Annotated in this window: 10 protein-coding genes; 7 read left to right on the forward strand and 3 right to left on the reverse strand. The window is 42.7% G+C overall.

The genetic code is table 11. The features are described from left to right. Positions 1 to 105 precede the first annotated feature (105 nt). The gene (locus tag WKT01_RS02405; protein ID WP_059067671.1) at positions 106 to 765 is read left to right on the forward strand and encodes a V-type ATP synthase subunit D; all 660 of its coding nucleotides are present in this window, start codon (positions 106 to 108) and stop codon (positions 763 to 765) included. Between the two features lie 185 nt (positions 766 to 950). On the opposite strand, the gene WKT01_RS02410 is transcribed toward WKT01_RS02405, so the two are convergent. Beyond that, positions 951 to 1,883, reverse strand: a complete 933-nt coding sequence (locus tag WKT01_RS02410; protein WP_117973836.1) for a glycyl-radical enzyme activating protein — start codon at positions 1,881 to 1,883, stop codon at positions 951 to 953. Positions 1,884 to 2,139: 256 nt separating this feature from the next. Between WKT01_RS02410 and WKT01_RS02415 the strand changes: the two genes are divergently transcribed. Beyond that, positions 2,140 to 4,551 (forward strand): pyruvate formate lyase family protein, encoded by a 2,412-nt coding sequence (locus tag WKT01_RS02415; RefSeq protein WP_270395437.1) that lies wholly within the window; start codon positions 2,140 to 2,142, stop codon positions 4,549 to 4,551. 138 nt (positions 4,552 to 4,689) lie between these two features. Here the strand turns inward: WKT01_RS02415 and gtfA are convergent, their stop codons facing one another. Together gtfA and WKT01_RS02425 are read right to left on the reverse strand one after the other, a co-directional pair. Further along, positions 4,690 to 6,108, reverse strand: coding sequence for a sucrose phosphorylase (gene gtfA, locus WKT01_RS02420; protein ID WP_270395452.1), 1,419 nt, complete (start codon positions 6,106 to 6,108; stop codon positions 4,690 to 4,692). A 226-nt stretch (positions 6,109 to 6,334) separates the two neighbouring features. Then, positions 6,335 to 9,610, reverse strand: a complete 3,276-nt coding sequence (locus WKT01_RS02425) for a CocE/NonD family hydrolase (protein ID WP_117973843.1) — start codon at positions 9,608 to 9,610, stop codon at positions 6,335 to 6,337. 367 nt (positions 9,611 to 9,977) lie between these two features. On the opposite strand from WKT01_RS02425, the gene WKT01_RS02430 reads away from it, so the two are divergent. Genes WKT01_RS02430 through WKT01_RS02450 form a run of 5 tightly spaced genes read left to right on the forward strand, consistent with a single transcriptional unit; the run spans position 9,978 to position 15,330 of the window. After that, positions 9,978 to 10,943 carry an ABC transporter permease gene (locus WKT01_RS02430; protein WP_117973845.1) on the forward strand — a complete coding sequence of 322 codons (966 nt, stop codon included), beginning with the start codon at positions 9,978 to 9,980 and terminating at the stop codon, positions 10,941 to 10,943. Between the two features lie 5 nt (positions 10,944 to 10,948). After that, the gene (locus WKT01_RS02435) at positions 10,949 to 11,824 is read left to right on the forward strand and encodes an ABC transporter permease (RefSeq protein ID WP_117973847.1); all 876 of its coding nucleotides are present in this window, start codon (positions 10,949 to 10,951) and stop codon (positions 11,822 to 11,824) included. Between the two features lie 11 nt (positions 11,825 to 11,835). Further along, the gene (locus WKT01_RS02440) at positions 11,836 to 12,810 is read left to right on the forward strand and encodes an ABC transporter ATP-binding protein (RefSeq protein WP_117973849.1); all 975 of its coding nucleotides are present in this window, start codon (positions 11,836 to 11,838) and stop codon (positions 12,808 to 12,810) included. Between the two features lie 2 nt (positions 12,811 to 12,812). Next, positions 12,813 to 13,766 carry an ABC transporter ATP-binding protein gene (locus tag WKT01_RS02445; protein ID WP_117973851.1) on the forward strand — a complete coding sequence of 318 codons (954 nt, stop codon included), beginning with the start codon at positions 12,813 to 12,815 and terminating at the stop codon, positions 13,764 to 13,766. A gap of 25 nt (positions 13,767 to 13,791) precedes the next feature. Then, complete coding sequence (locus WKT01_RS02450; protein WP_340311390.1) at positions 13,792 to 15,330, forward strand: ABC transporter substrate-binding protein; 1,539 nt, start codon at positions 13,792 to 13,794, stop codon at positions 15,328 to 15,330. Positions 15,331 to 15,351: the final 21 nt, after the last annotated feature.

A 15,351-nucleotide genomic window follows, 5' to 3' on the forward strand; every position in this document is an offset into this window, starting at 1 on the left:
TAAGCATATCCCCTAAACAGCAGAAAGAGCAAGCTTGCATGTGCTGGCGGATGTTTAGGAGGATATATAGGGCGGAAGGAAAGCATACAAGGAGGTGAGCGCAAGTTGGCAGCAACACAGGTAAATCCTACCCGTATGGAACTGACCAGGCTTAAGAAGAAGCGGATCACAGCGATACGCGGACATAAGCTTTTAAAAGATAAACGGGATGAACTCATGCGCCAGTATCTGGACTTAGTCCGGGAAAATATGGAAGTCCGTAAAAAGGTGGAGGCAGGTATCCTGTCTGCAAATAAGAATTTTGTGATCGCTAAAGCAGGCATGTCGGAGGCGGCATTGCATACAGCTTTAATGGCGCCGAAGCAGGAGATCAATCTGTCGCCCGGCGAGAAGAATGTCATGAGTGTAAATATCCCGACGTTTCAGTATCAGACAAGAACAGCGGATGAAAATGATATTTATTCTTATGGGTTTGCATTTACATCCAGCGATCTGGATGGAGCCGTCAAATCTCTGGCCGATATCGTGCCGGATATGATACGGCTGGCAGAATGTGAAAAGGCGTGCCAGCTCATGGCAGCCGAGATAGAGAAGACAAGAAGGCGTGTAAACGCGCTGGAACATGTCATTATCCCGGAAACGGAGAAAAATATCAAATATATTACTATGAAGCTGGATGAAAATGAGCGAAGTACCCAGATTCGTCTGATGAAAGTAAAAGATATGATGCTGGAAGAAGCACATCATTATAACGAGAAAGAATAAAAAGAGAGAACAGCCCTGGATACTGTTGGTTACTGGTTATCAGTGAGCAGCAATACCCAGGGCTGTGATATTTATAGAAGAGTTGACATACTTGTTTAATAGCCTATATATGTCAAATATTTCGTTCATGTGGAAAAATCGCTGCGAATTAAGAAAATATGTTTCCGCCTTGTCGGATAAAAAATTTAACCTCCGATTTTTACATGTAATTCAAAAAAGCGAATCATATCTGCAATTTCTTCCATACGTGCCTGAGAAGGTGAAGAAAGGAAAAGCGTAACTTCTTTATCCAGTGAAGAACGTTTGGCATTGCCCATATCATGGTAGGGAAGGAGATCTATTTCAGCACCGGGACCAAGAACCTTCCTAACAAATCGGGCTGTTTCTGTGATATTTTTATCTGAATCATTATAACCTGGAATCACCGGATAACGGATGATGATAGGTGTTCCAAGCTGATTTGATATATATTGTATATTGGATAAGATTGCCTCATTAGGAACACCGGTATATTTTTTGTGTAATGCAGGATCCATATGTTTGATATCGATGAGAGCAAGATCGAGTTCTGCAAATACTTGGTCGATTGTTTCGCGCGAGGCATAACAGCTTGTCTCAAGAGCAGTATGCAGAGACTCCTGGTGGGCAAGCTGATATAGGCGAGCAGCAAAGAGGGGATGAGACAAGGCTTCTCCGCCACTTATGGTGATACCCCCGTTGGATTCCTGCAGAAAGATTTTTTCAGAGAGAATTTTCTGCATCACTTCAGATACAGATAATTCTTGTCCGACAATCTCTCTGGCTTGATTTTGGCAGACAGCGATACAATTGCCGCAATTCGTGCAGAGAGAACGATCTGTGCAGACGGTATTTCCTGATGGTTTTATTGCGTGGACAGGGCAAACTTCTGTGCAGCGCATGCACCCTTTACAGAAGTTAGAGTATACCATAAGCTGCGGCGACGGGGTGTAAGACTCTGGGTTTTGACACCACAAGCAACGCAGAGGACAGCCTTTTAAAAAGATGGTTGTGCGGATTCCGGGACCGTCATGTATACAAAAAGACTGAATATTAAATACAGGTGCTTTTATTTGTTCATCTGAAAGGTTGACAGACATATTTTTTCCTCCCAATTAAAAACTCTTCTTCAATAGAAAAAGGTTATGAATATAAGAAAAGCATACTTCTCTTAAAAAAAAAGTCAATCTTTGAAAAACAGAACTGTACGGAAAGAACAAGCCTTTGTGCACAGCGTCCAGAAATAGGGGAATCCCATGGATTACCTTGATTTTCGAGGAAAAGATTATATAAAATGGGAACAGAAACAAGAGCTTTAACATCATGCAAAGGAATGTCAAAAGGAGATTGATGATCATGAATGAACGTGTCAAAAAGATGAAAGAGAGTCTAAAAATAAGTAAATATCCACTCTGTGTAGAACAATTCCGTCTGGCAAATGAATCTCTAGAACAGACAGCTGGAGAACCGATGATCTTAAGGAGAGCCAAACTGCATGCCCATGTGTTGGATCATATTACGATATTTATAGAAGAGGATGATCTATTATGCGGCTCTGGCGCAAGTAAGCCGTTCGGACTTGAAATGCAGTATGAATATGGCGTATGGACAAAGGATGAGGTAGAGTCTTTGAAAAGCGAGATTTATACAATTTCTCCAGAAGATGAAGAAGAGCTGTATCGTTTAAATGAACGCTTCAGTCATAACTCTTTGAACAGCAATCTGGTAGAGACAATGGGAAAATCTCTGGGAGAGAATGACAGACTATGGCCTTTTATGAAATCGGGCTGTATCCTTCCACCCTGGAAAGATAAAAAAGGAGGATCCGGAGGCGGATTTGCGATGTCCGGCTACGGGCTGGGACCGGGGTTCGCGCTGGTATGTGTGGATTATGAAAAAATCCTAAAAGGAGGAGCAAAAGGAATCATAGAAGAGGCAAAGGAATGTTTAAAGAATCTGAGATATGATTCCGCGGACAGTATTGACAAGAGGAATTTTTGGGAAGGCGTTGTGATCGTGTTTGAAGCCTGGGTAAGATTTGCTGCTAGATACGCCAGACTTGCGGAAGAGATGGCAGAAAAAGAAGTGAACGTGACCAGAAAAAATGAACTGCTGGAGATGGCTAGGATCTGCAGAAAAGTGCCATATGAGCCGGCAGATACCTTTTATGAAGCGATGCAGTCATTTTGGTTTACATTTCTAATGGTATGTCCTTCTCCTACATCAACAGCAGGGAGATTTGATCAGTATATGTATCCTTATTACAAGAAAGATATAGAGGCAGGAAATATCGATGATGAGAAAGTACTGGAGCTGCTGGAGATCATGAGATGTAAGGTGATGAAGATAAATCGGGTATCAGGTAAGGCAAACAGAGCCAAAAATTCTGGGATGGCAAAATGGTATAACTGGACCATTGGTGGTGTGAAAGAAGATGGAAGCGATGCAACGAACGAACTATCCTATCTTTTGTTGGAGGCAGCCAAAGATACCCATTTGCCGCATCACACGGTTACCTTAAGAGTACATAAGAATACACCAGAAAAGTTGATGATCAAGGCATTGGAGTGCGTGCGCAGCGGAATAGGGATGCCGGCATTTCTTGGCGATGACAGTTTTATCCGTTTCTTCACAGAGCAAAGCGAAATAAATAAACTTCCGGTTGAAAAAGCTAGAAATTACTGTCCTACTGGATGTGTGGACGGAAATATACCGGGTGAGACAAGAACGCAGGTAGCCACCTTCTTTATTATTCCACAGGCAATGGATATTTGTATGCATGAAGGATTTTGCAGGTATACAAAGGAGATGGTGGGAAAATCTTTTGGCGATGTGACAAAGATGAAGACGTTTGAGGAATTCAAACAGGCAGTATATGGAGAAATACGCTATCTAATGGAGATGGCGAATGAGCGTATCAATGTGGAATTGATTGCTGAAAGGGAATTGTTTCCGGATGTATTCCGGTCTGCACTGATGAAAGACGGAGTAAAAACAGGAAAAGACATGTTTTCCAGAAGATTTGCCTTTGAGAATGGCGCAGTTCTAGGAGCTGTCGGCGGTGTCAACGCGGGGAATGCACTTTATGCGATCAAGAAATTGGTGTTTGATGAGAAAAAATATACGATGACAGACTTGATGAAGGCCTTGGATGCGGATTGGGAAGGCTTTGAAGAAATGAGAGCAGATTTTAAAGGGCAGCCAAAATACGGAAATAATATAGCGGAAGTCGATGACATGGTGGCAGAGATTTATAAGCTGCACAGTGATACCTGTCTGAGCTTGCCCTGCGCTTATGGGGATACACTGAAGCCCAATGCCATCTCTATCTCTGCACATCAGCCCGGAGGTGCGTGTACAGGGGCAACAGCAGATGGAAGAAAGGGAGGAGAAATTTTAGCAGATGCTTCCTTATCACCGGATCATGGAACAGATAAAAATGGTCCGCTGGCTGTATTCATGAGTGCGATGAAAGTGCCGCAGGATGCATATCAAGGCACACTGATGAATATGAAGATCATGCCGGATAATATGAAGACAGAGGAAGACTTAAAGAAGTTGTCTTCTATGATACGTACATACCTTACACATGGTGGAAAACATATTCAGTTTAATGTGGTAGATCAAGAAGAGATGATCGACGCTAAAATACATCCTGAAGATCATGATGAACTAGTTGTAAGGGTGGCGGGCTATAGTGCTTATTTTGTTCGTTTGACAAGTCAGATCCAGGACGAGGTCATCAATCGGACTGAACAGAAAATGTGAATATAGATACAGAAAAACAGAGTAGATTAAGAAGGACCACCTAAAAGATTTTTAGGATGGTCCTTCTTGCTGCTGCAATGAAAGAGTTGTTTTGCGTTTAGCATTTAGTGCAAAACACAAATAGCATAGACGAGGTCTTTATTGTTCATTTACAGAAATTTGAAATTTATATGTTGTCAAGTCCGCATCGAGGACAGCTGTCACGCCTTCATGAGTCCGTGTGATCATAAGCCGATCTCCCTCGCATTTACAACTGCACTCTCCGTCAAATGCCGGACAGGTATTACGGAAGATCATCAGATCGCGCAATTTTTTTACTATAGGACGTTTTATGAAGTTTTCATCTACTTCTTCTGTTGTATAGTAATGTCGGTTAATATTTCTTCCTTCCTTTGTTTTCTCCAAAAGATTAAGATCGTTCTCACCTGCCAACATGCCTACATAATAGACTTGTGGTATACCTGGGGCAAAGAACTGGATTGCGCGTGCTAATAGATAGGCATCATCATTGTCGCCCAAAGCAGAATAATAACTGCAGTTGATCTGGTAGATATCCAGATTATTGTATTCCTCACTGCTGTATTTTTTCTTAATATTTGCGCCTTTCGCATAGAGTAGTTCTTTGGTTTCATTGATTTCTTCTGATGTTAGAAGATCTACGACATCTACGACACCGATGCCGTCGTGGGTATCTAGTGTTGTCATCTGGTTGCGCGGACAGATATCCAGCCAGTGCTTCAGACGGTCTCCACGGTGTGTATATAGTGCATGAAGGACCAGCATAGGAAGCGCAAAATCATAGACCCAGAATCCCTTTTCGGCAATTTTCATTTGAATTGAATAGTGTTCGTGGATCTCCGGCAGAATATCTACCCCATATTCTTTTGCAATATGTTCGATCTCATAGAGCAGATTCCACATTTCAGGCTCTACGAAAAAGCATCTGGTGTCTGGTTTTTTTGCCGCATATGCAAAGGCATCCAGCCGGATAATACTCGCTCCGTGGGTACACATGAAACGGATAGTATCTTCTATAAACTGTTTTACGTGAGGACTGCTGACATCTAAGTCAATCTGTTCCTCGCCAAAGGTACACCAGATTTTTTCTTGTGTTCCATCATCAAAAGCCAGAGTCACATAAGGCGCTTTTGGTTTTCTTTTATAGATTTTGTCTATTTGTTCTTTGGTTGGCTCGCCATTCTTCCAGAAATCTTTATACCGAATGAAGAAATCTTTATATTTTGAATCCTCTTTTTTCTTTTTGAAATCTAGATAGTATGGCGAATGAGCGGAAATATGATTGACCATGAAATCGTACATCAGGTCATATTTTTTCCCTAGTCTCTCAAGCTCGGAGAAATCTCCGAATTTCTCATCTACCGTATCGTACTGTATGGGAGCGAACCCCCGATCGGCAGAAGAAGGGAAGAAGGGCAGGATATGAATACTGCCGATTGCTCTCTTATAATATTTGTCCAATATATCTTCCATTTCTTTGAAGTTGCTGCCCAAACTGTCACCGTAGGTGATCAGCATGATCTGATTTTTCATACAAATACTCCTTTATTATTTACATATTTTTATCATCTGCCAAAACAGGAATCCTGCACGATAAGGTATACCTTGTCGTGCGAAGCACGCCTGCCTGTAAGGCATGTGTTACGGGATGCCCTAGTGGGTATACCTTGTCGTGCGAAGCACGCCCGCCTGTAAGGCATGTGTTACGGGATGCCCTAATGGGTATACCTTGTCGTGCGAAGCACGCCTGCCTGTAAGGCATATATTAGGATGTCTTAGATGTTTCGGCGATCTGAAGGATCATAGTCTGGAAATCAGGATGAAATTTTGCAGATATATTATCTGCATATAGACTATGAAGGTCGAGCCATCCGTTTGAAGAGTTATACTGCAGGTTCTGTACGGTCTTAAGATATGGCAGGATATCACACTCTTTTATCCAGAAACCGTCTCCGTCTATATGAGGAGCTTTGCTGACTGGATGGGAAACATAATCATATACCAGCTGGTCTGTACGATTTGGATCTGCAGAGACAGACAAGATATGAGTTGTCTTTGCTTCTTGCAGCTGCTGATCAAAAAAAGCGGTGATAGCCTGTATAGTTTCTGGTTTTTCCCCATATTCTCCGCAGGTGTTTCCGTACAGGAAAGTCAGTGCATCCACTGCGTTTAAAGCCTCAAAAGTACGCAGGCATTGCTTGAATGCAATATTGATAGTGCTCATTCCGTGGCCGCCAAAAAGAGCGATAGGAGGGACGGAAGGATTGACGAAGCTGACTGGAGAAACAGCTTTTGCCTGTGCAATTTTCTGTTCATACAGTTCATTATATGGAGTGCATCCATGTTCTATATATTGGCGGAGGATTCCTAACCCTTTTCCTTTGCCGGCAAAATCAATGATTTCAGAACTCGGCGAATATTCTCCATCTGTCATGCAGATTCGATCAGAGAGAAACTCATCGGAATCTTTAAATTCTTCAGCAATATCAGATCCCATATTCAGAAGATCAGACCAGGCATATCCTGCAGCACATGCTTGTACACGGCTGGAATATTGTGTGTTTCCGCCTACCGTACCTTCTACAGATGGGTCATCTCCCGACAGACCGAGCATAAGGGAAGTATTACCGCCTAGAGATACGCCGTAAGTGGCAAATCTGTTCGGATCCAGACCGAATGTTTCCGCATGGGCACGCAGATAGCGAATTGCTCCTTTGGCATCATTGATATAATCTGGAAATTGGTTTGGCGGATAATTACGAATGTCGATGCCGGCAATTGCATACCCGTGTTTGTGGAGAGCCAGGAGCTGGGGCAACAGACCACAGTAGGGCCATCCATAACCATGAATATAGATGATACATGGCAGATTGCTTTGATCGGAATCTTTGAAGATATCCAAATATAAATTTTTGCATTCCGGAACAAATAAACTGTAGTCTCTTTTATCTATGGAGACAGTGTCTACCAGCTGCCTGCGAAAAGCCGGGAAAGGATGAGAAAATCTTGCCTCCGTTTTTGTGTATGGCAGGTGAGGAATCTTTTCCGGGCAGCCTTCCGGACAGAAGACATAATTTCCATTATCGAGTAAAAGAGAGTTCCCTTTTACATTAAATATATTGTTGTGTGGAAATCTTTTCCATGTTGTTCCTGTGTAAAGATAGAGGTTTTTTTCGAAAACATAGAGTGTTGCCGGTTTATCATTCCCTTCGAGTTTTCCGCGATAGGTATTGTATTCGTCTTCTAGGAACGGAACACTGACGAAAGAGGCATATTCTCCGCCGGTATACAGGAACAGTGTGGGAAGTTCTTCCTTATACATATAATGTTGGAAAGCAGCATTGTTTGCACATGTGACTGTAATACGCAGACGGCTGTTTTTCTGGAAATGATAAGCAAGCGGATCAATAGCAAATTGAATATGGGTTGGTTTGTCAAGACCGTCAGAAAGACATTTTTCTACATCTTTAGTCATGCTGGTATGCCAGACAGCCCCCATTTTTTCCCAGGCGGGATTTGGAGCAGAAATCCTGTGTGAGGCTCTCATAACCCCGTCTTTGATATAGAGAGAGGTTCCGTCCTCTAGAACCTCCTCCGCATAGACGATCAGATCGACATCTTTGGCAGAGCAAGAGATCCACAGATCTACAGAGATGCAGCCAGCCATTTCGTTGTTATATGCAGGAAACAGTGGGGCTGATGTAAAGGTAAGTCCTTTATTATCTACATCTTCTGTCATATCATTTTCCCAGAATAATTCGGAGCGGTTATAGCGGCTCTTGCCGTCCTCATCTTGGAACACACAGATGTCATCTCGAACCTGATAGGAAATGGAAGAAACTTCCTCTGGCTTTGTCAAGGTCAGCGAGCTATCATTGACAGAAGAACAGGTTCCGGATATATCTGTGTTGAAGTACAGACGTGTGCGGACTTCATTTTCCGGAGGCCAGCTTTCGCTGAAACGCCATTCTGTTCCTGAAGGGGCGTGGAACATATAATATGAAACAGCAGGCATCTGTGAAAATCCGTTTTCTATTCCTTTTAAAGAACTGTCGTACCATTTACGATAAGATTCTGTCAGATCCAGAGTACCATTTGGAAAATCTGAATGGCAGATACATCCGCCCTCGTGTGTCCACGGACCCAGGCACACGCTTCCGCCAAAATCAATAAACTGCGCGAGCTGTCCAAGTGTTCCGGATTCCAGCTGACCTATGAACTGATGCTGACGTATATCCTTACGAGAAAAAAAGGCATTCAGTTTCCCATAGGGAGGGATTGTCATAAATACAGGTTCACTATGATAATTAGGATGTGCAGAATCTCGGTTTAGGTTTTCGATGAGCAGAGACTCAAAAAAGTCCCGATTGTTTTCATATTGACATGTAGTGAATGCTTCATATGCCATGGAACCATCTGTATCAGAATCTACTTTATCGACAGTCTTTAGAAATTCTTCTTTTGAAAACCGGTGATCAAAGGTCCCCATACGGAAGGAAGGGATAGCGGAGACACCGTTTGGATAGTTTTGATAGTAAAAGTCGGATACTGCAACGACCGGAGTGACAGCTGAAATATGTTCCGGATTCAGAGCAGCTGTGCAAAGTTGGATATAGGCGCGGTTCGAACAGCCCAACAGACCAATCTTTTTGGAGCACCAGTCCTGTTCATATACCCAGTTTACAATAGAAATTAAATCTTTGCAGTGTTCTTCATTTCCGAAGCTGTCATTGATGCCAAAGGAAACACCGCAGCCACGTAGTTCAAAAGAGACAAAAGCATATCCATAAGGAACGAGTTGTTTCCCCAGACTAATCTCAGGATCGTCAGAGTTTCTTCTATTAGAACGGTTCGCGATCAGGATAGCCGGAAATCTGGAAGCAGTATCAGTACTTTCGGGAAGAGTTATATCTACAGCTAGCAGAGTGCCGTCAAAACTTTCTATATATCTGGAAATAGTTTTTTGTTTTTTATAAACAGAAAAATAAGATGACGGATAAGAATAAGGTGTACTTTCTGTTTGTCGGATATTGCGGTTCATAAGATTCCTCCTTATATATTTCTTTAATAAAATCTCTGGTTATATTAAACGCAATTTTCATGCCAATTTTAAAAATGGAAAAAATAAGGGAAAATAGGGGAGGTGAATATATAGAAGATGAAATTGGGGTTTCAAAAAGAAATGAAAATGAAATGATGAGTTCAAAATGAAATTTCATTTTGAAATGAAAACTTGAAAGAGAAGAAAAACAGAAGGGAAAATAAAAAGAAAAATAATGAAATTACAAATTTTAATTGTTGAAAAATGGCAGAGTTTTAAGGAATTTAAGGAAAAAACAGATGAAGGACGAAAGATTGGCACGCTATTTGCGATACATAAAAGCAGTTGGTAAAAGAAAGGAGAAAAAATGTTAAAGTTTATCGGAAAAAGAATTTTATGGCTTGTCCCCGTACTTTTAGGAGTTACATTTTTTGTTTTTACAATCATGTATTTTACTCCCGGAGATCCGGTACGGATGACACTTGGGGCAAATGCTACAGAAGAACAAATTGAAGAAAGAACAGAAGAATTGGGATTGGATCAGCCGTTCTTAACCAGATTTGTCAACTATTGCGAGGACGTATTTTTACATTTTGACTTTGGCGAGTCATATCAGACAAACCAAAGTGTGACAGACCAGATTATGGTACGCTTTCCATATACATTGAAGATTACCTTGTTAAGCGTCCTGCTGGCTACTGTGATAGGGATTCCGGTGGGAGTGCTGGCGGCAACACACCAATATTCATGGAAGGATAATCTATCGATGTTCGGTTCCTTGTTCTGTGTGTCGATGCCGAACTTTTGGTTTGCGCTTATTATGGTAATGATATTTTCACAGCATCTGGGATGGCTGCCATCTTCTGGGATTTCCTCCTGGAAATGTTATATTCTTCCGGTTATTGCCTGTGCGATCGGCGGAGCCGCAGGAATAGCAAGGCAGACTCGTTCCAGCATGCTGGAAGTTATTAGACAGGATTACATAACGACAGCGCGAGCGAAAGGGCAGAAAGAATCAAAGGTTATTTACGGACATGCTTTGAAGAATGCCTTGATCCCAATCATACAGACAGTGGGAAATATGATTGGCGTGTCGCTTGGAGGTACGCTGATTGCGGAGACTATTTTCTCTATTCCAGGTATCGGTGTCTATATGATGACCGCAATATCACAGAGAGATTACCCGGTCGTACAGGGCGGAGTGATTTTTATCGCTATTTGTTTCTGTCTGTGTATGCTGCTTGTGGATGTTGTCTTTGCGTTTGTGGATCCGCGGATACGTTCACAGTATAAAAGTGCAGCGAAAATGAAAAAAAGAAAGAAGGAGGCATAAGAGAGATGGCGGTGATACAGAAAAACAGAACGAATAAACCCAAATCTCAAACTATGGAAGTTATGAAAAGACTGGCCCGCAATAAGCTTGCCATGCTGGGATTGTTCGTTATCGTACTGATGATCCTGATGGCGGTATTTGCGCCTCTTATTGCACCTTATGGATATGAAACGCAGAATATGAAAGCCGTCTATTTGTCACCCTGCAAAGAACATCTGCTTGGAACAGACAGATTGGGGCGAGACATTCTGAGCCGTCTGATATACGGAGCAAGGCAGTCCCTGCGGATTGGAATTTTTTCTGTAGCGATAGGAGCAGTTCTTGGGACAACATTGGGAGCAATTGCAGGATTTTATGGAGGAAAGACAGATAATATCATCATGCGTATATTGGATATTTATCAATCTATCCCCGGTATGCTGCTGTCGATCGCACTGGCAGCTTCTTTGGGACCTGGTGTCAACAATGCGATCCTGGCAGTCGGGATTTCTACCATACCGGTATACTCCCGGATCATACGTGCTTCGATCATGACAGTACGGGATAAAGAGTATATTGAAGCAGCGACAGCTATTAATGCCAGTGATTTTCGGATCATCACGCGGCATGTTCTGCCGAATGCATTTGCACCGCTGATTGTTGAAATCACGATGAACATAGGAAACTCAATCCTGATGGCAGCAACATTGAGCTTTATCGGACTGGGAGCCCAGCCTCCTTCGCCGGAATGGGGTGCGATGCTTTCGGAAGGAAGAAATTTTATGAGAGACTACGGCTATCTGGTCATCTATCCGGGAATCTGTATTATGGCGAGTGTACTTTCCTTTAATATGCTTGGCGACGGTTTGCGGGATGCTCTGGATCCGCGCCTGAAGAACTAGGAGGATTTCAGATGGAGAAAAATATACTGCTACAAGTAAATGATTTGGTCGTGGAATATGCGGCTGATAAGAAGATCGTTCAGGCGGTCAATCATGTTTCGTTTAAAATACAGAAAGGAGAGACTCTCGGACTCGTAGGAGAGACAGGAGCCGGCAAGACGACCATTGCAAGGGCAATATTAGGAATACTGCCGGATCCGCCGGCAAAAGTAAAACAAGGTGAGATTATTTTTGAAGAACAGGATCTTTTGAAATTGTCTCATAGGAAGATGAGTCATATTAAAGGAAATGAGATTTCTATGATTTTTCAGGATCCGATGACGGCGTTAAATCCGATCATGAAGGTGGGGAAACAAATTGCTGAAGCAATCCGTCTGCATAATAAAATGTCACAGGCGGAAGCGGAAATTGAAGCAATGAAAATGCTGGAGATGGTGGGGATCCCCGGAGAGCGTTTTAATGAATATCCTCATCAATTCTCCGGTGGTATGAAACAGAGAGTGATTATTGCCATGGCTCTGGCATGCAAGCCGAAACTACTGTTGGCGGATGAGCCGACGACTGCATTGGATGTTACCATTCAGGCACAAGTATTGGAAATGATGAATCAACTGAAACAGGAGCTGGATACATCGGTGTTATTGATCACTCATGATCTGGGTGTTGTAGCTGAAATGTGTGATAAAGTGGCAGTCGTTTATGCAGGCGAGATCGTTGAAATGGGGACGGCAAAGCAGGTGTTCGATCATACGGCACATCCTTACACGAAAGGGCTTTTCCAGTCACTGCCTTCATTAGACTCTACAGAGAAAAGATTAAAACCGATTAAAGGTATGATGCCAGATCCGACGGAACTGCCGAAAGGCTGCAAGTTCTATGAGCGTTGTCCGTATGCCGGTGAGGAATGTCGCGAGGACGGTATGGAAATACAGGATTTGGGTGATGGCCATTGTGTTCTGTGTAAAAAAGCAAAGGAGGTGTCATAGAGATGGGAAATATTCTGGAAGTCAGAAATCTGAAAAAATACTTTCATACTCCTAAAGGTGAATTACACGCGGTTGATGATATCAGTTTTACGATCGAAGAAGGCAAAACACTGGGCGTGGTTGGAGAATCCGGCTGTGGAAAATCTACATTGGGAAGGACGATCCTACACTTGCTAGACAGCACGGCAGGACAGATCTTTTTTAATGGAGAAGATATTACAAAAGTAGATAAGAAGAAATTGCGGGAAATCAGAGAAAACATGCAGATGATATTTCAGGATCCTTTTGCCTCTCTGAATCCGCGAATGAGTGTCAGGCAGACGATCATGGAGCCGCTGCTTATTCAAGGGAAACTATCAAAGAGTGAAATAGAAAAAGAGACAGAGAAACTGATGGAGACAGTAGGTCTTGCAAAACGTCTGGCGGATTCCTATCCTCATGAACTCGACGGTGGAAGACGACAAAGGATTGGGATTGCGAGAGCGCTTGCCTTGAATCCGAAATTCATTCTCTGCGATGAGCCGGTGTCCGCCCTGGATGTCTCCATTCAGGCACAGATTTTGAATTTGATGCTGGATCTGCAGGAGGAAAGAAAACTTACTTATATTTTTGTGACCCATGACCTTTCGGTCGTAAAATATATTTCTGATGAGATCATGGTCATGTATTTAGGGCAGATGGTGGAAAAAGCGCCCTCAGAGGAATTGTTCAAAAATCCGGTGCATCCGTATACAAAGGCGCTGCTGTCGGCAATCCCTCTCCCGGATGTACATGCAAAACGGGAACGGATCATTCTGAAAGGAGAAATCACCTCTCCGATCGATCCAAAACCGGGATGCCGGTTTGCTTCCCGTTGTCTGTATGCGACGGAGAGTTGTTCCAAAACACAGAAAATCTCAGAAATAAGTAAGGACCATTTTGTCGCCTGTCATGTAATGTGCGGCAATGGAAAATAAACAAGAAAAGAAAAGGAGAAATAGTATGAAAAAAAGAGCAAAAGTGATCACAGCTTTGGCGCTGGCAGTAACAATGATAGCAAGTGTGGCTGGCTGCGGAAGTTCAGAAGAGAAGTCCGGGAAAGATTCCGGAGCAGCCCAGGATACACTGACGGTTTCCATGGGTGGAGATGTGGGAGATCTTAGTCCGTTCAGCAGCAGCGCTACGGCAGTTTATGTGAGACACCAGATTTATGAACCGCTGGTCGATCTGGGATATAATATGGAAGTGACTCCGGCGCTTGCGGAGAGTTGGGATCAGGTAGACCCTACACACTATACTATGAAGATCAGAGAAGGAGTCACAGATTCTGCAGGAAATCCTTTTACAGCTAAGGATGCGATCTTTACACTCCAGACATGTGCACAGGCCGCTGAGTTTGCGAATTATGTGGCAAATATAGATTTTACAAAAACAACGGCAACAGATGACTATACACTGGATCTTTATTTATTACAGGCAAATGCTTATACATTTACAAATCTGTCAGGGGTATTTATGTTTACCCAGGCTGCCTGGGAAGCAAGTGAAGACGGAATGGTTACAGATCCTGTCGGGACAGGCGCTTATACACTGAAAGAGTATATCAGCGGTTCTAGTGTAGAACTTGAGGCGAGAGAAGACTATTGGGGAGGAACTCCGGATATCAAAAACGTAAAATTTAACGTGATCGCGGAGCCATCTCAGGCAACAACTGCGCTGGAAACAGGCGAAGTGGATCTGGTTATGGGGCTGCAGTCCAGTGACCAAGAATATATCGATTCTAAAGAAGGACTGACGACACTGGTAAATCCGTCGATTCGTTCTATGTCAATGTTCATGAACATGTCAGAAAATTCAATATTTAAAGAGCAGAAAGTAAGACAGGCGTTCTGTTACGCAATAGACAATGAAGGAATCAATGAAGTTGTTTACGGCGGGCTGGCTACACCAAGTGTATCCCCGTTTTCTACAGCAATGATGGACTATAGTGAAGATTTAGATGGTGATATGTATGCGGCAGCAGATACAAAGAAAGCACAGGAATTATTGGAATCTGCAGGAGTTACTGAAGGAAACATAAAGATCGCTACAGACGGTTCATCCGAGCAGACAGCGATAGCAGAGATTCTGCAAAGTACATTGATGGAACTTGGTTTTACGGCAGAAATCAATAACTATGATACTGCTACAATCTGGGATGTGGCATCTGATCCGGCTCAATGGGATATTATCCTACAGATTACATCCGCACCGAGTGCCTATGGTATGGATTCATTACAGGCATTCCTGACACAACTTAATTGGGTTCAGTGGAAGGGAACTGAATTTGATCAGTTCAGTACCCTCTATACAGAAGTGATTAGTGCCGCTACAGAAGAAACAGAAGTGGAGAAGACGAAGGAAGCGGTAAAACTGGTAGAAGAAGTTGCGCCTATTTATTCATTTGTACAGTTATCTGACATCTATGGCTTTAAAGACAATTTAAACTATCAGGTATGGAATCAAAATTCTCTTTTGATCAAAGATTTAAAATTTGAATAAAATAATTTGGGCGGGGTTTCC

Source organism: Mediterraneibacter sp. ICN-202921, assembly GCF_037890075.1.
In the GTDB taxonomy this organism is placed as follows: Bacteria; Bacillota; Clostridia; order Lachnospirales; family Lachnospiraceae; genus Mediterraneibacter; species Mediterraneibacter massiliensis.

What these genes read in the sequence shown, in the direction of transcription:
- WKT01_RS02435 (WP_117973847.1), top strand. Translation starts at nt 10,949, where the DNA reads ATGGCGGTGATACAGAAAAACAGAACGAATAAACCCAAATCTCAAACT.
- WKT01_RS02410 (WP_117973836.1), bottom strand. Translation starts at nt 1,883, where the DNA reads ATGTCTGTCAACCTTTCAGATGAACAAATAAAAGCACCTGTATTTAAT.
- WKT01_RS02415 (WP_270395437.1), top strand. Translation starts at nt 2,140, where the DNA reads ATGAATGAACGTGTCAAAAAGATGAAAGAGAGTCTAAAAATAAGTAAA.
- WKT01_RS02430 (WP_117973845.1), top strand. Translation starts at nt 9,978, where the DNA reads ATGTTAAAGTTTATCGGAAAAAGAATTTTATGGCTTGTCCCCGTACTT.
- WKT01_RS02450 (WP_340311390.1), top strand. Translation starts at nt 13,792, where the DNA reads ATGAAAAAAAGAGCAAAAGTGATCACAGCTTTGGCGCTGGCAGTAACA.
- WKT01_RS02445 (WP_117973851.1), top strand. Translation starts at nt 12,813, where the DNA reads ATGGGAAATATTCTGGAAGTCAGAAATCTGAAAAAATACTTTCATACT.
- WKT01_RS02440 (WP_117973849.1), top strand. Translation starts at nt 11,836, where the DNA reads ATGGAGAAAAATATACTGCTACAAGTAAATGATTTGGTCGTGGAATAT.
- WKT01_RS02425 (WP_117973843.1), bottom strand. Translation starts at nt 9,610, where the DNA reads ATGAACCGCAATATCCGACAAACAGAAAGTACACCTTATTCTTATCCG.